Source organism: Pseudomonas sp. IPO3747 (assembly GCF_013385245.1).
Classification (GTDB): domain Bacteria; phylum Pseudomonadota; class Gammaproteobacteria; order Pseudomonadales; family Pseudomonadaceae; genus Aquipseudomonas; species Aquipseudomonas edaphica.
In genome coordinates this window covers 265866-285119 of the sequence record NZ_JACAQL010000010.1, presented here as the reverse complement: position 1 = coordinate 285119, position 19254 = coordinate 265866, and the positions used below count along the sequence as shown (strand labels likewise).

The 19254-nt window shown below is 59.2% G+C and carries 15 protein-coding genes; 6 read left to right on the top strand and 9 right to left on the bottom strand.

Annotated elements, in window-relative coordinates; all coding sequences use genetic code 11:
* Nucleotides 1-77 precede the first annotated feature (77 nt).
* Nucleotides 78-977, top strand: a complete 900-nt coding sequence (locus tag HX790_RS17190; RefSeq protein ID WP_176991817.1) for a hypothetical protein — start codon at nucleotides 78-80, stop codon at nucleotides 975-977.
* A gap of 424 nt (nucleotides 978-1401) precedes the next feature.
* Nucleotides 1402-1989 (top strand): sce7726 family protein, encoded by a 588-nt coding sequence (locus tag HX790_RS17185; protein ID WP_160042024.1) that lies wholly within the window; start codon nucleotides 1402-1404, stop codon nucleotides 1987-1989.
* On the opposite strand, the gene HX790_RS17180 is transcribed toward HX790_RS17185, so the two are convergent.
* The 4 genes from HX790_RS17180 to HX790_RS17165 form a co-directional block, all read right to left on the bottom strand.
* Nucleotides 1948-3036: a hypothetical protein gene (locus HX790_RS17180; RefSeq protein WP_369683593.1), complete on the bottom strand. Its 1089-nt coding sequence runs from the start codon at nucleotides 3034-3036 to the stop codon at nucleotides 1948-1950. The genes HX790_RS17185 and HX790_RS17180 overlap by 42 nt on opposite strands.
* Nucleotides 3011-3877: an ImmA/IrrE family metallo-endopeptidase gene (locus HX790_RS17175; RefSeq protein WP_176991816.1), complete on the bottom strand. Its 867-nt coding sequence runs from the start codon at nucleotides 3875-3877 to the stop codon at nucleotides 3011-3013. The genes HX790_RS17180 and HX790_RS17175 overlap by 26 nt, the downstream gene beginning before the upstream one ends.
* A complete protein-coding gene (locus tag HX790_RS17170) occupies nucleotides 3870-4514 on the bottom strand; it encodes a hypothetical protein (protein WP_256349317.1) in 645 nt (214 codons plus the stop codon). The genes HX790_RS17175 and HX790_RS17170 overlap by 8 nt, the downstream gene beginning before the upstream one ends.
* A gap of 456 nt (nucleotides 4515-4970) precedes the next feature.
* The gene (locus HX790_RS17165; RefSeq protein ID WP_176991814.1) at nucleotides 4971-5879 is read right to left on the bottom strand and encodes a LysR family transcriptional regulator; all 909 of its coding nucleotides are present in this window, start codon (nucleotides 5877-5879) and stop codon (nucleotides 4971-4973) included.
* Between the two features lie 102 nt (nucleotides 5880-5981).
* Between HX790_RS17165 and tam the strand changes: the two genes are divergently transcribed.
* The gene (gene tam, locus HX790_RS17160) at nucleotides 5982-6743 is read left to right on the top strand and encodes a trans-aconitate 2-methyltransferase (RefSeq protein ID WP_017135973.1); all 762 of its coding nucleotides are present in this window, start codon (nucleotides 5982-5984) and stop codon (nucleotides 6741-6743) included.
* Nucleotides 6744-6763: 20 nt separating this feature from the next.
* On the opposite strand, the gene HX790_RS17155 is transcribed toward tam, so the two are convergent.
* Nucleotides 6764-7327 carry a cysteine hydrolase family protein gene (locus HX790_RS17155; RefSeq protein WP_099547544.1) on the bottom strand — a complete coding sequence of 188 codons (564 nt, stop codon included), beginning with the start codon at nucleotides 7325-7327 and terminating at the stop codon, nucleotides 6764-6766.
* Between the two features lie 249 nt (nucleotides 7328-7576).
* Between HX790_RS17155 and HX790_RS17150 the strand changes: the two genes are divergently transcribed.
* Nucleotides 7577-8686 (top strand): DUF3182 family protein, encoded by a 1110-nt coding sequence (locus HX790_RS17150; protein WP_176991813.1) that lies wholly within the window; start codon nucleotides 7577-7579, stop codon nucleotides 8684-8686.
* Entirely contained in the window at nucleotides 8676-9431 is a 756-nt protein-coding gene (locus tag HX790_RS17145) for a S9 family peptidase (protein WP_017135976.1), read from the top strand. The genes HX790_RS17150 and HX790_RS17145 overlap by 11 nt, the downstream gene beginning before the upstream one ends.
* 112 nt (nucleotides 9432-9543) lie before the next feature.
* On the opposite strand, the gene HX790_RS17140 is transcribed toward HX790_RS17145, so the two are convergent.
* From HX790_RS17140 to HX790_RS17130, 3 genes are read right to left on the bottom strand one after another with little or no spacing between them, the layout of a single operon-like run.
* On the bottom strand, nucleotides 9544-10500 hold the full coding sequence (locus tag HX790_RS17140) for a lysylphosphatidylglycerol synthase domain-containing protein (protein WP_017135977.1): 957 nt from the start codon (nucleotides 10498-10500) through the stop codon (nucleotides 9544-9546).
* A complete protein-coding gene (gene clsB / locus HX790_RS17135; protein ID WP_017135978.1) occupies nucleotides 10490-11752 on the bottom strand; it encodes a cardiolipin synthase ClsB in 1263 nt (420 codons plus the stop codon). The genes HX790_RS17140 and clsB overlap by 11 nt, the downstream gene beginning before the upstream one ends.
* A complete protein-coding gene (locus tag HX790_RS17130; RefSeq protein WP_017135979.1) occupies nucleotides 11749-12528 on the bottom strand; it encodes an endonuclease/exonuclease/phosphatase family protein in 780 nt (259 codons plus the stop codon). The genes clsB and HX790_RS17130 overlap by 4 nt, the downstream gene beginning before the upstream one ends.
* Before the next feature lie 241 nt (nucleotides 12529-12769).
* On the opposite strand from HX790_RS17130, the gene HX790_RS17125 reads away from it, so the two are divergent.
* A complete protein-coding gene (locus HX790_RS17125; protein ID WP_017135980.1) occupies nucleotides 12770-14878 on the top strand; it encodes a mechanosensitive ion channel family protein in 2109 nt (702 codons plus the stop codon).
* Nucleotides 14879-14990: 112 nt separating this feature from the next.
* Here HX790_RS17125 and HX790_RS17120 read toward each other — a convergent pair whose 3' ends face one another.
* Nucleotides 14991-19238: a DEAD/DEAH box helicase gene (locus HX790_RS17120; protein ID WP_017135981.1), complete on the bottom strand. Its 4248-nt coding sequence runs from the start codon at nucleotides 19236-19238 to the stop codon at nucleotides 14991-14993.
* Nucleotides 19239-19254: the final 16 nt, after the last annotated feature.

The window sequence follows — 19254 nt, the reverse complement described above, 5'->3', positions numbered from 1 at the left end:
GGCCCGCCTTGGAGCGTGATGTTGCGCCAGATCGGTCGCTCAAATTATCAAAAACACAAGAATGCAGGAAAGAATGTATGCGTAGTTTTCAGGGAGCGGTGCTGTTTGTAGATATGCTCGGATTCAGCGCCCTTACTCGAGGGAGGCTCAAGCTGACCGAGTCAGAATACATGCCATGGAAAATTAAGCCTGGAGGAAAATTTCCACATCAACTGCTCGCTGCGCAGATTTTGTTGGCCTTTCGAAAGGCATTGATGCGAACAGGCCGACGGTTTAAGGCGGTGAAGCTGGCGCAACTATCTGATTGTGCATTTCTTTGGTCAGAAGATATATGCGCGGTAACGGATGCGGGACGCTTCTTGATGCACGAAGCAATTGAGGCGGGTTTATTATGTCGCGGGGGGCTTGCATTTGGAGATGTCCACGAGCCTAACAAAATCGATCATTCTATTGGTGCCTTCATTGTTGGCGATGCTGTGACACGGGCTGCTACCTACGAGACGATGGGCAAAGGGATGCGGATTTTCACAGATTCAGACACCGCCTCTGAAATCCTTTTCAAGCGCCCTCACGAGTCTTTTCAGGCGCTCATCAATCCTCTGGTGGGTGAAACTGTGGACGAATGGCTTTGGTACTCGCCAGAGCCGATACTGGAGCTTTCGCAGGATAGATTGACGTTACGGCCTGCGATAGAAAAGCTGGTGTCATGCCATACCATGCTCCGCTATTCGCCGCGTTTTGCGTGGAATGCAGCATCCCCTGAAGGTTGTCGGCAGTTGGCATGCTCGATTGTTGCCATCTCGGATGCCATGCAAAAACTCTCGCAAGGCTATGGGGAGTATGAATTTACGGTCGAGCATCTTTCGAGTGCAATGCAAACCCGTAAGGACTCGATTCGTGAGAGGGTGCATAAACAGTTTTCCGAGGAGCTTTTAGGGTTGGCAATGTATCGAGATCGCAAGAAAACGCGTGGGTGATGCGACCCTAACCCTGATCTTCATTCAGGTCTCTGTGGAGGGTAGGCAGACGCGTGTCGGGCTTGCTTGGCCTGTTGCGCGAGTGCCTATAAGCGGAGCGCGTGACGTGCGGATGTAAGCCTTCAACCGCCAAGACCAACGCTTGCGTGTGGGCTTGGTTTACGACAGCCGCCCCCGGTAGGGGCACGCCCAAACCATGGCATCTCACCAACCCGCATAATGAGTAACCACGTACCCCGGGCCACCGTGCACGACCTAGAGATTCACTCATTTGGATAAGTCCTTTATCCAGGCGACACTGCTAGAGCGTCCTGCAATCCGCATGGTGTCGCCAGTCGGAATGGGCAATACCGAGACTGATCACACTCCCAACCGAGGAGCTCATAGGCTAAAATCTTGCGTTTGCATCCGCCTGGAGCTCAGAGTGCTCAGAGATAAAGAAATTCGAAGCGCTTTAGTTGACCATCTGATGAAGCGGTCGCCAAGACCTGCTCGGGTGCTCGAAGAGCTCACCATAGATAATGGTAATGCTATTGCTGATGTGGTTGCGTGCTACCGCCAAATGCATTGCTACGAGATAAAAGGCGAAACTGACAACGTTCGACGCGTTTTATTGCAATCGGAATTTTACTCTCGGTCGTTCCCTAAGTTGACCTTAGTAACCACTGAAAATCATATTAGATTTGCGATGGAGAGAATTCCAACCTACTGGGGGGTGATTCTCGCCGCACCTGGAAAAGACCGAACAACCTTACGCTATCTCCGCAAAGCGGGTAGCAACCCCATGTTCTCTAAGAAAGATGCACTTCTTATGCTTTGGAAGGCAGAACTGACAGCCCTGGCAACTGCACATCCAAGGGTTATTTTCAAAAAGTCGTTCAACCGAGATACGATTGCAGAGCAGATCAGTTTTCAGCTGAGCCGCGACGACGCCTTGGCAGGAATCCAAAGCGCCCTCGTGGAAAGGCGTTCAAATATTATTGACAACGAATGTGATGTGAGCAGCCGTTGAGCATTTGATCCACGTACCAGGGTTGCCCGTTTTGGGCGCTCGTACCGCAGCCTTGAAGCTACGGTCATGTATGTATTGCTCCCCATACGAGTCCCCTGGAAGCCTGAAGAAAGCCTGTCTAACAATGTTATCCGAGATATCAAAGTATTGGCTGTATTTGTGAGTTTTGAACCGCCTTCCCCGAACAATAAAGAATTTTTCGTGGTAGGTATAGAACACCTTAGGGGCCGCCATGCCGCTTATCAGTTCTGGTTCGATATCCAGATCAGAATATTCCGGACTAATTATTCCGTAATCTCCAAACAAAACCTTGTCGAATTCAGGGGTCGAATTAAGAGCTCGCCAGAGCTTGTACTCCTCACGATCTATATGAGCTTCAGCGTTGGTTTTGACCAATCCCGCAATTGAGGCCGGAACGACTGAGCCACTCACGACAACAGCAGTCACCTGAAAATCTTTTTGGAACCCAGCTAGGAACTTTTCTACTTTTTTCTTGGCATGAATAGGGTCATCGATGATGCGCAAATCAATTAGCAAAATCACTGACTGAGGCTTGGCAGCGGACAAGTCAACCCACAGGGCCTGCAGGTTGCTTTTCGTAAGGTTATAGCTATCAATGTCCACCATCTGTAGCCGAATCCCAACCTCAGAATTTGGCCGTGACTTAATGAAATCGAGGGCAGCTAGGTTATGATCCGCATGACGATCAAAAGCGAGAACAGGCATGATTGGGTAATGTGAAAGTTTATTCAGGATAGTGCGATATTGGGGAACACCGCCCAAATCGATGCTGTCATCGACATCAAAATTGTCGACAAAAAACTTGTAGGCTACCGTTTCCTTCTGCGTGGCCTTTAGAGTCTTATCCGCAATTCTAAGACGTTCAAGAATCTCCGTCTCAGTCATTACTTTCTGAGAGCGAGGAATGTCGTACATTGGTGCGATCTGATTACGAATCGCATCATCGAGCACTCCTACGCCTTGAATTTCGTTCTGCTTGAACTTCAGAAATGGAACATACTTAATCATTGGCGAACCCGAAAGCACGTTTAACGTCCATGCTGTGATGCAGCTCAGGGTAAAGTTTATAGTTTCTGGACTGATGGCGAATCATACCCGCCATGATAGCCGGGTGAATTTCTGCTTTACCACAGAGATCCAGTAACTGTCTTTTTTCAGCCCTAACATTCCAAGCCATCCGCCAATACTGCCTGGAAATCAGGCTGTCTTTAGCAATGATGTTTGCCTCGACCTCCCGATCAGAGTCGGCATCCTCTTCCAGGTCATCCAGGATAGGACTATCTAGGTAGTCATAGTGCTTATGAACATGGGCCAACTCATGCATAAGCGTGAACCAGAAATTGTCATAGCGATTGTATCGAATCGCTATTCCCACAACCGGTGTACCTCCCGAGAGTTTGAATGTACAACCGTCCATCTTCATAGACTTGAAACCAGGCTCCACCACCAAGAGAACCCCATAAACGCTGGCTAAGTGATCGATAAGAGTGGTGATGCGGTCAGGTTCCATACTGATAAGCGCGATTTCACGAAGCTGCTCTAAGCTCAAACCTTGGAACCGAGGGATGACTCGGCTCAAGACGGCGATCTTAGATTTCTCGCTGATCAGCGACAACCAAGCTTGGATCTTGGTTTCTTCAGCGGAGTCATTCTTTCGATAGAGCACGGCATTACTGCTGGTCGCGTTGAGGGCAAGCCGGATGATGAAGTCTTCATACGCTTCGCCAGGTCGTGCATGCGATTTAGCATCGGCTGGCTTCAACGCTTGCCGCAGACTTGTGAGCGCTGCCGTGAAGTCCTCCGCAGCGGCCCGCGAGGATGGGTAGACCTCGAAATCTTCTGGGATGCCATTTGGGACATCAGACATGATGCGCCTCCCCAGCTAATTTCCCAGCAACGTGAGCGGGAGCCTCAAAGTAGCGAAGGTTTTCCTTGTCGGCGTCCGCTTCGTACTCAACCATTCCGAGGAATCGGTAGTAGCCTTCGGCTGTCGGAAGCGAATGCAGACAGAACCCTGGTCGGTAGCCTAGGGAATTCATTGCAAAGCGCGCAGCGTGGGCTATCAGGATCCGGCTGACGCTCCCAAACTGCTTCACATAATTCGGACGATCTCGATTCCAGTACGCTGATGCTACGTAATCGACATAGAAAATTCGTTCACCATCCATCCGGCTTTCCTTCGGATGGTAGATCACACAAGTCGCTTGGATGCGTCCTTGGGCACTGAGAAAAAACCAGTGATACTCGTCGGTGTTTAAAACCATGGCTTTGTCGAGCCACCGCCATCCGATATCCGATAGGCCATAGCTTGGTAGCTGCTGAAAGAATAAATCCCGGTCGGCAGCAGCCGCTGGGAAGTCAGCCAAGAGCTGCCGCACGATCTTGGTTTTCTCGGCCTCCCACTGCTCCTGTAACTGGAGCACATAGGTGGGAACCAACCCCTGGTTAATTTGATAGGGTATCTGCTGCCCGGTATGGCGGCAGAGAAGAGCAGGCTCAGCCATTGAAGCGCGCATCGCTAATGGCTTGAAAGTCGGTTGATCCGAAAGGCGTCATCGTAGAAATCCCTGTCCGATTGATGGCCAGATGATGACACCGTTTGGCTGTCTCCTCAATGGCCCTCATTTTGCCGCCATATGGCCGTACTGCTGCTTTACACGAAGCTTTACGAGTAAGTTTTATCAGTGCCTTTTTCAGGCAATTTTCGTGTTTGGCGTCTAAGTCTCAATCTTTACAGAGGGAGAAAATGGTAGGTTTACAGTTTCTCACGCCGATCTATCATCTTGATTTCTCCTAGGTTTTCTTTACAAAATTGGGTCTAAAACGCGATAAGTTCAGGAAAAGTCTTTGCTGATCAATCTGTTAAAAGCTTTTATCGGTACCCCCATTCTAAGGTCCCAGGCCCGGAACGTGCAAAACCCCCGCAGGCGAAAGTCTCGGGGGTTTTTTAATGCCTGTGATCAAGCCTCTGTCGCGGCCGCTGTGACCACCATCTCCTTGAACCTGCGCAATACCGCTGAGCTGTCGCCAATACGCGTGGCCAAATGCAACGGCGCCACCAGGCTCTGGCACTCGATCAGCTCGCGATAAATAATGCCATCGCCGCGCAGCCGCTGCATGGAGGCGGGCACGATGGAGACGCCAAGCCCCGCAGCCACAAGACTCAAGGTCGCCGTCATGCGTGGCGCCTCCTGCACCACTTGCGGGCTGAACCCCGCTTCACGGCAGGCCACCAGAATGGCGTCATACAAACCCAGCCCCACGCGCCGGCGATAGAGCACAAAAGCCTCATCAGCCAATGCTGCCAAGGGTAACGGCTGCCCCGCATCGAGTGCCAAGGGATGATCGGTCGGCAGCGCCAGCAGCATCGGCTCCACCAGGATCGGTTCGTCCTGCAACTGTTGCGTGCCACTGAGCGGTGAGCGGATAAACGCGGCATCCAGTTTTTCCTGCACCAGCGCGTCCAGCAGTTCGCCGGTTCCCGCTTCTTCCAGTACCACCGAGCCCCCCACAAAGGCCTCGCGAAACCGCCGCAGCACGCTGGGCACAAACGGGTGCAACGCCGCCGAGCTGGTAAAGCCGATAGCGAGTCGGCCCCGTTCACCCCGGGCGGCACGGCGCACCACGTCGGCCACACCCTCGGCCCGCGCCAGGATGTCACGCGCCTCGTCCAGCAACGCGAGGCCGGCAGTGGTTGGGCGCACGCCGCGGGGCAGGCGCTCCATCAACACCACACCCAATTGCGTTTCAAGACTCTGCAGCAAGCGCGTCAAGGGTGGTTGTTGCATGCCCAGGCGTTCCGCAGCGCGAGTGATGTAGCCTTCCTCGGCAATAGCCACGAAGGCTTTAAGCTGGCGAAGCTCCAACATAAGGATACTTTCAAGGTATGGGAGTTTGCCAATCCTGGCATTTGTTCTCATGGCTCACAAGACTTAGGCTGTGGTCACCGCTAACAAAGAAGGAAAGCCGCGATGACCTGGTCTGCCAAGCAATACACGATGTTTGAACAGCAACGCACCCGCCCGGTCCGTGACTTGGTCGCGGCCATTCCCAATACCGATGTGCGTAGCGCCGTCGACCTGGGGTGCGGCCCTGGCAATTCCACTGAAGTGTTGGCCGAGCGTTTCCCGCAGGCGCACGTTACGGGCATGGACAGCTCCGACGACATGCTGGTCGACGCCCGCAAGCGCCTGCCGCAACTGAATTTCGAGCTGGCAGACATCGCCGCCTGGAACCCAGGCCAGAAGTTCGATGTGATCCTCGCCAACGCGTCCCTGCAATGGCTACCTGACCACGCCACGCTTTATCCGCATCTGCTCGACCAGCTGACACCTGGCGGCACCCTCGCCGTACAAACCCCGGACAACCTCGACGAACCTGCCCACCGGCTGGCCCGCGAAGTGGCGGCAGATGGCCCGTGGGCGGCCAAGATTGGTGCGGTCAAACACAATGAGCGGCACACCGCGAGTTACTACTACGAGCTGCTGAGCAAACATTGCAGCACCGTCGACGTGTGGCGCACCACCTATCAACACCCGCTGGCCGATCACGGGGCGGTGGTGGAGTGGTTCAAGGCTTCTGCGTTGCGGCCGTTTCTTGCACCGTTGACCGATAGCGAAAAAGCCGCATTCCTACAGCAATACCAGGCGCGTATTACCCAGGCTTACCCGGCCCTGGCTGACGGCACTGTATTACTGCCTTTTCCGCGTCTGTTCATCATCGCAACCCGCTGAGGGCCGCAAACAAGCGGTGGTCATTGCGCCGCCGCTTGCGCCTTCAAGTATTCATCCGTCGACACCACGCTGGCGTACCCAAAGGCCAGCGATGCCATATAAGCGCCATGCACCTGCGCCGCCGCAATCACCTGGCCATTGAATACCTGGTCGCGGGTCGCGCAGGCGTCATGAATCAGCGTGACCTGGTAGCCCAGGTCTGCCGCAGCCCGCACCACGGCGTCGATGCACATATGGCTCATGTTGCCGACCACCACCACGTCAGTGATGGCGCGTTGTTCCAGCACGGTGCGCAGGTTTGTCCCGCGAAACGCGTTCACAAAGTGTTTGAGCACCACCGGCTCATTACCCTCGTTGAGTACCTTGGCATGCAGGTGCGCGCCCTCGGAGCCTGGCGTGAAGAAGGGTGCGTCTTCGCTGGTGAACTCATGGCGCACATGGACAACGGCGTTGCCCGCCTGGCGAAACGCCTGCAGCACCTGCGCGGCCTTGTCCGCCGCGGCTTCCACGCCATCGAGCGGCCACTTGCCCTCGGGGAAGTAATCGTTCTGGATATCGATGAGGATGAGCGCTTGCTTGGCCATGGGTGTCCTTATGATGGTTGGCAGTGCCTTGCATCTTAGCTGGCCCGTCGCCATCCACGCAGCTGCTTTGATGGAGGCGTCGTGCAGAACACCGTCCGTTTAAACCCCTGTCGTGCAGAATAAAACAGGCTTTGTGCCATCGCTGTGTCAGTAACTGTTTGATTTAACGGCCATCCTCCCCAGCTATGCCTTGGCGTGATCCATGCAACCGTCCTTGCACACACATGGCAGGATCGCCAAGGGGGACGCATGACCCCGATTCAACGCAAAAAACGCGTAGTCGCCCACTCCACAAGAGAAGGGGCGCCGCAGCATGAAGTCGAAACCAATCGCGCCCTCGCGCGCTGGCTGGCGCAGATCCTTGGGCTTAAATTCGGCGGCAGCTATGACCCGCAGTTACACGCCGGTCTCGACTTGTATGTGTTACCCACCCAAACCCTGGTCGGCCCCGCTCAAGCGCGACCGCTTAATATCAAAGGGCCGGAAGACCTGTGGGGCGGTTATGTCGATCACGCATTCATCTGTACCAAAGCGATCACCCACGGCCTGCTAAGTCCTGACGCCACGGCGCCTGAAGGCTGGTCGCCAGCGTTCTGTGAGCGTGTGCGCACGGTTGTTCTCGACGGGCTCAGCGTGTTTGCCCTTGAAGACGCATTGCCTGCCGCCACGCGCTTGCTCTACAGCGGGCCGATTCGCATGAAACCGGTGCATGCCTGTGCCGGACGCGGCCAGGATGTTATCCACAGCCTCGACGCATTCGAGGCTTTACTGGCGCGACCCGAAGCGGCGCAGCTGTTCAACGACGGCGTAGTGCTGGAGCAGGATCTGCACGACGTCACCACCCATAGCGTAGGCCAGAGCTTTATCGGCGATCACGTGATCAGCTACTGCGGCGAGCAATACCTCACCCAGGACGGGCACGGTGAAGAGGTTTACGGCGGCTCGACCTTGCTGGTGGTGCCCGGTGGTTATGAAGACCTGCTTGAGCTCGATTTGCCCGACGATGTGCGCGAAGCCATCCAACAAGCCCAGGTCTTCGACAGTGCCGCCGATGAGGCCTACCCTGGTTTCTATGCCTCGCGGCGCAATTACGACATTGCCCAAGGCCTGGACAGTGACGGCCAACGCCGTAGTGGCGTGCTCGAACAATCCTGGCGCATGGGTGGGGCCAGCAGCGCGGAAGTCGCGGCGCTGCAAAGCTTAATCAATAACCCCGGCCTGCGGGCGATTCATGTGTCCTCGGTAGAGACCTATGTGGACCAACCGCTGCCGGCGCACGCTATTGAGGTGTATCGCGGCCCGGCCGAAAACAGCGACTTTCTTCTCAAGTATGTGACGGTTAAATCTTATGACGGCTAGAAGCGAAAGCATTGCGATCGATATTGACGACGAACAGATGAGCGGCACCTTCCTGAGCCCAAAATCCAAAGTCCCCGGCGTTTTGTTTGTGCACGGCTGGGGCGGCAGCCAGGAACGCGACCTGGAGCGCGCCAAAGGCATCGCGGGCTTAGGCTGCGTGTGCCTGACCTTCGACCTGCGCGGCCACGCCGGCACCGGCATTCCCTTGTCCCGCGTCACCCGTGAAGACAACCTGCGCGATTTGCTGGCGGCCTATGATCGGCTGCTCTCACACCCCGCCATCGACACCTCGGCCGTGGCCGTGGTGGGCACCAGTTATGGCGGCTATCTGGCGGCGATTCTCACCTCATTGCGCCCGGTACGCTGGTTGGCGCTGCGCGTGCCGGCGTTGTATCGCGACCAGGAGTGGCTCAAGCCCAAGCGCGACCTGGATAAGGCCGACCTGATGGATTACCGCAGCACCCTGGTACACGCCGAGACCAATCGCGCCCTGCATGCCTGCGCCAAGTTCAGCGGTGATGTGCTGATCGTCGAGTCGGAAACCGACGACCACGTGCCCCATGCCACCATCATGAGTTACCGCGCGGCCTGCCAGAACACCCATTCGCTGACCCATCGGATCATCGATGGCGCCGATCATTCGTTGAGCGACCCGGTGTCGCAGCAGGCCTACACCTCGATCCTGGTGGACTGGATTACCGAGATGGTGGTGGGGGAGCGGTTGAGCATTATTCAGTCACGATAGTGGGGTGCCCTTTAGGGCCTCATCGCGGGCAAGCCCGGCTCCCACACTTGGAATGTATTGCAACCTGTGGGAGCGGGCTTGCCCGCGATGGCGATCGAACTGCCGACACCGTTCACGCCGGTGTTTTCTTGACCCGCAACGCCTTGGCCTTTGCCTCCACCGCCAAATACATCACCAACGCCACCAACAGCGGCAAAATAAAGTAGATCGCCCGGTAGGCAATCAGCCCTGCAAGCAAACTTCCCCGCGACGCCTCATGCTGCATCAGCCCGATAAACACTGCTTCCAGCACACCGAGCCCGGCGGGGATATGGGTGATCACCCCGGCAATCGCGCTGATCAGCAGCACGCCCAATACCAGCGGGTAGTCCAGCTTGGCGGGCAGCAACGTAAAGATCACCGCCGCCATCAACGACCAATTCAACGCACCCAGCGCCAGCTGCAAACAAGCCATGCGCAACGACGGCAAGTTGATCTCGATGCCTTTGATCGACCACGCGCGTTTCTTTGCAAACTGGCAGGCCGCCAGATAACCCAGGCTGGCCAGCACCAACACCACGCCAATGCCTTGCAACGCGCCGCTGCTGACCTTCCAGCCCGGCGGCATGGTCACCAGCCCACTGCTGAATACCCCTCCGGCCACAGCCATATAGCCAAACCAGTTGGTGGCCAGGCTCAGCCCAAGAATCTTGGCGATATTGCTGGTGCTCACCCCGAGCCGCGAGTACAGCCGATAGCGCATGGCAATGCCGCCGACCCACGCGCTCAGGTTGAGGTTAAAGGCATAGCTGATGATCCCGACCGGCAGGATCTGCTTCCAACGCAAATCCTGGCGAATGTAGGTGCGGCCGATCAGGTCGAAGCTGGCGTAGACAAGAAAGCTGCAGAGCGTCAGCCCACCGGCGATCAGCAGCGTGCGCAGCTTGAAGGCCGCCAGCGTTTGCAGCACTTCGCTCCAGTCGATGCGCCGTGCGAGCAGGGTGAACAGCACAATCAGCAGCAGAAAAAACGCGAACGTCAGCGGTTTCTTCCAGCGCTTGAACCGCGAGCCGCCGCTTTCAGTGCTCATGGGCCTGGCTCTCGAATGGCTTGAGGCGCGGTTTGTGTGCTGGCAGCCAGCCCGTCAGCGCGGGGAAGTGCCGCATGACATGGAACACCAAAAAGCCCACGGTCAATCGCCATAACCACAGGCGCGGCTTGCGGTTTTCCGGCATGGTCTGGCAGTGATTGCGCGCCAGTGTTTCCAGGCTTTGGTACAGCTGTTGATTGAACGCGCGATCACGAATCAGCACGTTGGCTTCCAGGTTCAGCGACAGGCTCAATGGGTCTAGGTTGCTCGAACCCACAGTGCTCCAGTCGTCATCCACCAAGGCCACTTTGCCATGCAACGGGCGCTGGCAATACTCGTGAATCACTACGCCATCCTTGAGCAAATAGTCATACAGCATGCGCGCGGCAAGCTTGGCCAGCAGCACATCGGGTTGGCCCTGCATAATCAGTTGCACCTGTACGCCACGTCGCGCGGCATTGCGGATTTCACGCAGCAGGCGATAGCCTGGGAAGAAGTAGGCGTTGGCAATCACCACGCGTTTTTGCGCCTTGCTCAAGGCGTGTATATAGGCCTCTTCGATATCATCGCGATGTTGCAGGTTATCGCGATAAATCAGGCGCACCAGGCCGTCGTCGGTGTGCGTCGGCCACAGCGATGGCCGTTGCTGGCGCCGTCGCCAGCCGCGTCGCGTGCGCACCTGGCGGCCACTTTGGGCGAGGGCGAAATGATGCAGGTCCGCCACGGCCGGGCCGCTTACCTGCACGGCATAATCCTGCTTGGCTTCGGGGCCGAAATCACCCAAGTGGTCGGCAGAAAAATTGATCCCGCCGATAAACGCCACGGCGGCGTCCACCACCACAATCTTGCGGTGCAGGCGACGGAACCAGTTGGTGCGAATGCCCACTATCTTCGCTGCCGGGTCAAACATTTGCACCGTCACCCCGGCCTCGGCCAGCTCACCGAGAAAGGCAGGGCTCAGCTCGCCGCAGCCAAAGCCATCGAGGCTGACGATGACCTTTACGCCGCGCTGCGCCGCTTCGATCAGGATGCCTTGCAGTTCATGGCCAACCTTGTCTTCGAACAGAATAAAGGTTTCCAGCAGGATCTCCCGCTGTGCCTGGCGCATGGCCTCGAAGACGGCGGGAAAGTACGCCTCGCCGTTCTCCAGCAGCTCAATGCGGTTGCCCGGTTGCCAGCCGTAATCCAGGTCGCGGGCCTTGGCATCATCCGGTGGCTGGTCGGTGGCAATGTGTTCCACGGCGACATTCATAGTTCGATCTCCACCGACAGCGGCACGTGGTCTGACAGGTGAGACCAGGGCCGCGTCGTCAGCGCCCTGGGGTTATGCACCTTCAGGTTACGCACATAGATGCGATCCAAAGGCAGCAATGGCAGGCGCGCCGGAAAGGTGCGCGCCGGTTTGCCATGGGCTTCGATAAACACTTCCCTGAGCCCGCTTTGGCTCAGGTTGGCCTTCTGGCGCCAGTCATTGAAATCACCGGCGACGATCAGCGCCGCGTCAGCCGGAATCTCGGCAATGCGCTGCTCCAGCAAACGCAATTGCTGCTGGCGATGCACCTCGCGCAGGCCCAGGTGCATGCAGATCGCATGCACCTCTTGGCCGCTGCCCGGCAAGCGCAGCACGCAATGCAGCAGGCCACGGCTTTCATGCCCGCTCTGGGAGATGTCGAGGTTGTCGTAGCGGATGATCTGGAATTTGGACAGCAGCGCGTTGCCGTGGTCGCCATGCGGGTAGACCGCGTTGCGGCCGTAGGCGAACTGCGGCCAGATGCTGTCGGCGAGGAACTCATACTGCGGCATCTTCGGCCAGTCGCTGTAACGCTGCGGGTGCCGCTCATGGGTGCCGTGGATTTCCTGCAGGAACACCATGTCGGCACCCACGCTGCGCACCGCCTCACGCAACTCGGGCAGGATGAAGCGTCTGTTCAACGCGGTGAAACCCTTATGGATATTCACCGTCAGCACGGTGAAGCGGGTGATGGCGGTGCTGGGCGTAACGGGCACCCAGTCGGCAATCGCAGCCATGATCGCTCCTGTGGATAAGTAAAGGGTGAAGCCTGTGTTATTGGCTGATGTTATTGGCTGACTGCGGGTGTTGACGGAAAGTTTCGAGTGACCTACAGGCGGTGCTGTTAACCGATCGTTCCCACGCCCCGCGTGGTAACGCAGCCCGGGACGCTCCGCGTCCCATGGACGCAGAGCGTGGGAACGATCAGCGCTCAAACCCGTCAGTTCCTTACAGACCCTGCTGAAGGAGCCCGGTGTTTTGCTGAATCTAAAGACTGCATTACTGCTCGTCGCGCTGTTGATGTGTGGCAATGGCGCGCTGCAAGCCGCGGCCGCGGCGCCTGCGGCAGCTGAGGCTCCCGCCAAGCCGGAGTTGTTGGTCGAAGGTGGCTTGCTCGGCGCCATCAGCTCCAGCATTGACGATGTGCAAGACAAACTCGACCTCAACCAGAACCTCATCGACGCCTGGCGCCTGCGCGCCGACCGTGCGGCGGATGAAGTCGGGCGGCTGGTCGATCAAACCGCCCAACGCTCGCCGTGGAGCGTGGCCGGTGACTTCCTGCTGCTGTCCGGGGTGTGGGTCGGCGCCTTTGCGGCGCTCACACTGCTGGGGCGCTTTAGCGTGCAACGCCTGGGTCGGCGGCGTTTCGTTGCACAGCGCGGGCGTCTGCAGGGCGTTCTTGGCTACGTGGTGCCCTACACGATTCCAGCCGTGATCTGCCTGCCGCTGACGCTTTACGTCAGCCACTTTTTACCCAGCTCCGTAGGCCGTGCGCTGGCGCTGTGTTTTGCCTATGCCACCAGCAGCGGCATCTTCTCGACGTCGATGCTGTTGTGCGTCATCGTCATGTTCAACGTCGGCCATAAACGCCCGGCCGTGCAGATTATTCGCAACTATTGCCCCAAGCCGCTGTTCCTGATCGGCTTTCTCGCCGCTCTCAGCGATGCCCTGACCAGCCCGCAGATCGCGCGCCAGTTGGGCGGCAATATCACCAGCAGCATCGCAGTGTTTACCGGCCTGTTTGCAGCGGTGATTTTCGGCGTGCTGGTGGTGCGCCTGCGCCGTCCGGTCGCGCACCTGATCCGCAATCGGCCGCTGGCCCAGCGCCTCAAACACCCGGCGCTGCAGCAATCGCTGCGAGTGTTTTCCGGGCTGTGGTATTGGCCGATTCTGTTGATGGTGCTGGTCTCGGCGATCAACCTGATCGGCGCCGGCGACGATAACCAGAAAGCTTTGCGTTGCGCGCTGTTCACCACGATTCTGTTGATCGGCACAGTGTTTCTCAGCACGGTGTTGCAACACCTGTTCAAGTCCCGCAGCCAGGTGGCGATCCAGCGCAGCAGCGCCTACAAAGAGCGCTTCCTCAGCCTGCTGCACGCAATACTGCGCATCGCCATGGCCATCGCGTTTATCGAAGTCCTTGGGCGTATCTGGGGGGTGTCGCTGTTCGAATTTGCCCAGCGTAACTCGGTAGGCCGAGCGATCAGCGATTCTCTCAGTAGCATCGGCCTGATCCTACTGGTGACCTGGCTGTTCTGGGTGGTGCTCGATACAGCAATCCAGGAGGCGTTGAAGCCGCCGGTCAACAAGCGCTCCAGTCGCCAGCCCAGCACGCGGGTCAAGACCATCCTGCCGTTGTTGCGCAATGCGGTGAAGATCGTGCTGGTGGTGATCTGCGCGATCACCACCATGGCTAACCTGGGCATCAATGTCGCACCTCTGCTGGCCGGTGCCGGTGTGGTCGGTCTGGCCATCGGTTTTGGCTCCCAGCAGTTGGTGCAGGACGTGATCACCGGCCTGTTCATCATCATTGAAGACACGCTGTCGATCGGCGATTGGGTAGTGCTCGACTCCGGCCATGCCGGCACCGTGGAAGGCCTGACCATCCGCACCCTGCGCCTGCGAGACGGCAAGGGGTTTGTGCACTCGGTGCCGTTCGGGCAGATCAAGGCGGTCACCAACCAGTCGCGGCAGTTTGCCTATGCGTTCTTCTCGGTGCAGTTCACCTACGACACCGACGTGGACAAGGCTGTGGAGCTGATCCGTGAGGCGGGGCAGTCGATCCGCGACGATGTGTTCCTCAAGTACAACCTGCAAGGTCCGCTGGAAGTGTTTGGGGTCGACAAGATGGACCTCAACGGCGTGGTGCTGACGGCGCAGTTCCGTACCGTGTCGGGCGGGCAATATGCTGTGAGCCGCGCGTTTAACCAACGCCTGAAAAAACTTGTGGATAACTGTGATGAGGTGCACTTCGCGCAAACTTATCCACAGCAGGTTTGGCTGCCCAAGCGTTCGGCGCATGTGGATGAGGCGGGTGAGGAGGTGCCGGGTGCGGTGGTGGTGACCGAGCAGCACAGGCCTCAATGATGTAATGAATGTTCCGGCCTCATCGCAGGCAAGCCAGCTCCCACCGTTGGAATGCATTCCCCTGTGGGAGCCGGGCTTGCCCGCGATGAGGCCGGCAAGGTCAACAGAGGGTTCAGCGCCTGATCAACCTCTCCTGCACCGCCTGCAAATCCTCCTCCAGCAACACCTGCTGCTTACCCGCGACCATCACCGCCGCCGGCAAGCCATCGCGATACACAATCCGGTTACCACTCACCGCAGGCACTTTGCTGCCCGGTAGCAAGGTGCCCACCAGGTTCAACGGGTCCGCCCCGCACACCGCAATCAAACTGCCGTCATGTGGGCGACGGCGTACCTCGCGTAACAGGGGAATCGCCTCCGGCAACGCAAACTGTTCCCCCGCCAAACCACTCACAAACCGCCCGCCGCGAATCTCACCCCGCGCTTCCAGGCGATGGAAGGTGCGCAGCAATTCGCGCCAGCTTGGCAGCCAGTCGGGCTCCCGCTCCAGCAACCGCCAGAACACCACGCCATAACGGCGCAGCAGGGTCATCGCCACATGCTCCAGGGTCTCGGCCGAATGCGGGCCGGCGGCGCTGGGCGAGCGGCGCAACAAGGCCCAGCGCCCGGCGTCGTCCATGCCACCAATAAACGCCCCGCGCCCACGCCGGCTGCTGCGTGCCTGGCGTTTGCTGGCGGGCGTGGTCAAGGCCCGCAGCCCGGCAAAGCTGTCGGCATTCACCAGCCCCGCGCCCACCAGTTCCTGCAAGGCGGTTTCCAGTTCGCTGCGCAGCAGATGGGCTTCATGCACCAGTTCGTCGAAAAACAGCGCGCCGTGCTCACGCAGCGCCAGGTGGACTTTCTGCGCCTTGGGCGACAGCGTGGTGCTGTCGGTCGGTTCGGTCAGCCCGCTCCACAGCGGCACTTGGCTGCGCGGCAGCAACACCACCGGCGTACTGCGCAGTGCCAGGGCACCGGCCTTGTTGCTCAGGCGCGTCCATACCAGTTTGCCGCTGCGGCACAGGTCGTCGAGCCAGGTGGAGGAATAGTCCTTGAGCCGCGCACTGAGCAAGTCGCTGTCCCAGGCCGAGGTGGCGGCGGCGTAACCTTCGAACTGCCCGACAATCTGCGGCAACATTGCGCTGCCCTGGCCGCGAGTACCGTCGGACAGGTGCTGCCAATCGAACAGAAAGCGCATGAAATCCTGCAGCGCCACCGGCTCGATTTCCCGGCGCAGGCGCTTGACTGTGTAGCGATGGATACGCGCGAGCAAATGCCGCTCGCACCATTGTTCCTGGGTGGCGCCGGGGCTGAAACGGCCGCGCAGCACATAGCCTTCCTGCTCCAGGCGCGCAAGTGCCTGGCTGATATCCGCGACCGGCAGCGCCAACGGCGTGGCGATCTCGACCAGACTCAATGGGCCGAAACCGCCGAGGCGCGCGCGCAGCACTTCGGCCAGTGCATCGTCAAAGGTCCAGGGCTCATCGAAGCCCGGCAACAACGGCAAGTCATTCGGATAGATCGCTTGCAGGCAACTCAGGCGTTCCACCGCTACCCACAGGCCATTGTCCAGTTGATGGGCGCGCCCGCCCTTGGCCAAGGCATGCAACCACTCGGCCCATTGCGGCGTGACTTCGTTGTCGGCGATACAGGCCAGGCTCATCAGCGCTTCATGCATTTCATCCAGGCCATTGGGCGCGGGCCAGGCTTCTTCACGCACGCCGGCAATGGCCTCGGCGTCCAGCGCGCCGAGGTCGTCGGTACTGCGAGGGTCGCTCCAGCGACGGTTGAGCACGGCCTGGGTGCGGCGTTCCTCCAGCGGTGCGTCGTCGAGAAAAGTGTAGGGCCGCGCGCTGAGAATTTCGGCGGCCATGGGCGAGGGCGCAGGCAGGTCGCGGCTGATCAGGCGCACTTCGCCGCGCTCCATGCGCCGCAACAGTGTCAGCCAACCCTCGCTGTCCATGGCTTCGTGCAGGCAGTCGTCGAGGGTTTGCTCAACCAGCGGGTGTTCGGGTACTTCGCGTTCACCGGCGAGGTTTTCCAGGCAGGCAATCTGGTCGGGAAACACGCTGGCGATCAGGTCTTCGCTTTTCATGCGCTGGATCTGCGGCGCCACCTTGCGCCCGCCGGTGTAGCGCGGCAACGCCAGGGCCACACCGGCATTCCAGCGCCAGCGCACGCCAAACAGCGGTGCATCCAATACGGCCTGAATCAGCAGGTGTTCGGCGCTGTTGCTGTTCACATAGCGCCACACTTCATCCAGCTCAAAACTGTGGCTGGTGGACAGCGACAGCACGATTGCATTCTCACTGGCGGCTGCCTGCAATTCAAAGTTGAACGTGCGGCAAAAACGCTTGCGCAGCGCCAGGCCCCACGCACGGTTGATGCGGCTGCCGAACGGCGTGTGGATGATCAACTGAGTGCCGCCGGACTCATCGAAAAACCGCTCCATGATCAATGTGTCCTGGGACGGTAATGCGCTCAGCGCCAGGCGCGCACGGGCCAGGTAATCAAGGATCTGCTCGGCGCTGGCGCGGTTCAGGCCAAGGCTGGCGGTGAGCCAGTCTTGCGCGGGTTGCAGGTCACCGGGCGTGGTGCTGAGCAGAGCGTCCAACTGCCCCTGAAAACGTGCGACTGCCGACGACAACTCGTTGCTGCGCCCCGGTGCTTCACCCAGCCAGAAGGGGATGGTCGGCGGCTGGCCGTGGGCATCTTCGACGCGCACCTTGCCGCTTTCTACCCGCAGGATTCTATAGGACGTATTACCGAGCTGAAAGATATCCCCGGCGATGCTCTCCACCGCGAAGTCTTCGTTGACGCTGCCGATGTTCAGGCTCTGAGGCTCCAGCAATACGCTGTAGTCGGCGTTGTCGGGGATGGTGCCACCGCTGGTCACGGCGGTGAGTTTGGCGCCACGGCGGGCGCGCAGGGTGTGGGTCACGGCGTCACGGTGCAGGTAGGCACTGCGGATGCCCTGGCGGCCGTTATAGCCGTCGGCGAGCATGTGCAGCAGCGCCTGGTAGTGGCGTTCATCGAGTGCGGCGTAGGGTGAGGCGCGACGGATGAGGTCCAGCAACGCCTGTTCCGGCCATTCGCGGGCGCTGACTTCGGCGATGATTTGTTGGGCCAGCACGTCCAGCGGGGCGATGGGGATGTGCAAGGTGTCCAGTTCGCCGCGCCGCACGCAGTCGAGCAGGGCGGCGCATTCGATCAAATCATCACGGGTGGTGGCGAACAGTCGCCCCTTGGGCGTGCCGCCGACCTGGTGACCGGAACGCCCGACCCTTTGCAGAAAACCGTTGATGGAACCGGGCGAGCCGATCTGGCACACCAGGTCGACCTCACCGATATCAATCCCCAACTCCAGCGACGCGGTGGCGATCAGCACTTGCAGTTCACCGGCCTTGAGCCGTTGCTCGGCGTCCAGGCGCAGCTCTTTGGCCAGGCTGCCGTGGTGCGCGGCCACAGCGGTCTTGCCCAAACGCTCGCTCAAGTGCCGGGCCAAGCGTTCGGCCAGGCGCCGGGTGTTGACAAACACCAGCGTAGTGCGGTGTTCGCGGGCCAGCGTGGCGAGGCGGTCGTAGACCAATTCCCACACATCGTTGGCCATCACCGCCGAGAGCGGCACTGGTGGTACTTCGATATCCAGGTCGCGGGGGCGCGCGTGGCCGATATCGACGATGGCGCACTCACGCCCGCTGCCGACCAAAAATCGCGACACCGCCTCGATAGGCTTTTGCGTGGCCGACAGGCCGACGCGGGTCAATGGCTCGCTGCATAACCCTTGCAGGCGCTCCAGGCTCAGAGCCAGGTGGCTGCCGCGCTTGCCGGCGGCGATGGCGTGGATTTCGTCGACGATCACCGTGCGCGTGCTGGCCAGCATCTGCCGACCGGAGTCCGAGCCCAGCAGCACGTAGAGGGATTCCGGCGTGGTGACGAGGATATGTGGCGGCCGTTTGCGCATGAGTGCGCGGTCTTTTTGCGGGGTGTCGCCGGTACGCACGGCGGTGCGGATAGTCAGCGGTGGCAAGCCCAGCGCCTGTAATTGCGCGGTGATGCCGGCCAGCGGGTTTTGCAGGTTGATCTGGATATCGTTGGACAGCGCCTTGAGCGGCGACACGTACACCACCAGCGTTTCGTCCGGCAGTTGACCGCCGTTGGCCAGGCCTTGGTGTACCAGGTCATCGAGCACCGCCAGGAACGCAGTCAGGGTCTTGCCGGAGCCTGTGGGCGCGGCGATCAAGGTTGAGCGGCGTTGGCGGATCAGCGGCCACGCCTGGGCCTGGGCGCCGGTCACCGAGGGGAAGGTGTTGCCAAACCAGGCACTGACGGCGGGGTGGAAGCCGTCCAATACCGTGTCGGTTGATTCAGGAAGGTTCATCTATTGATTGATACTG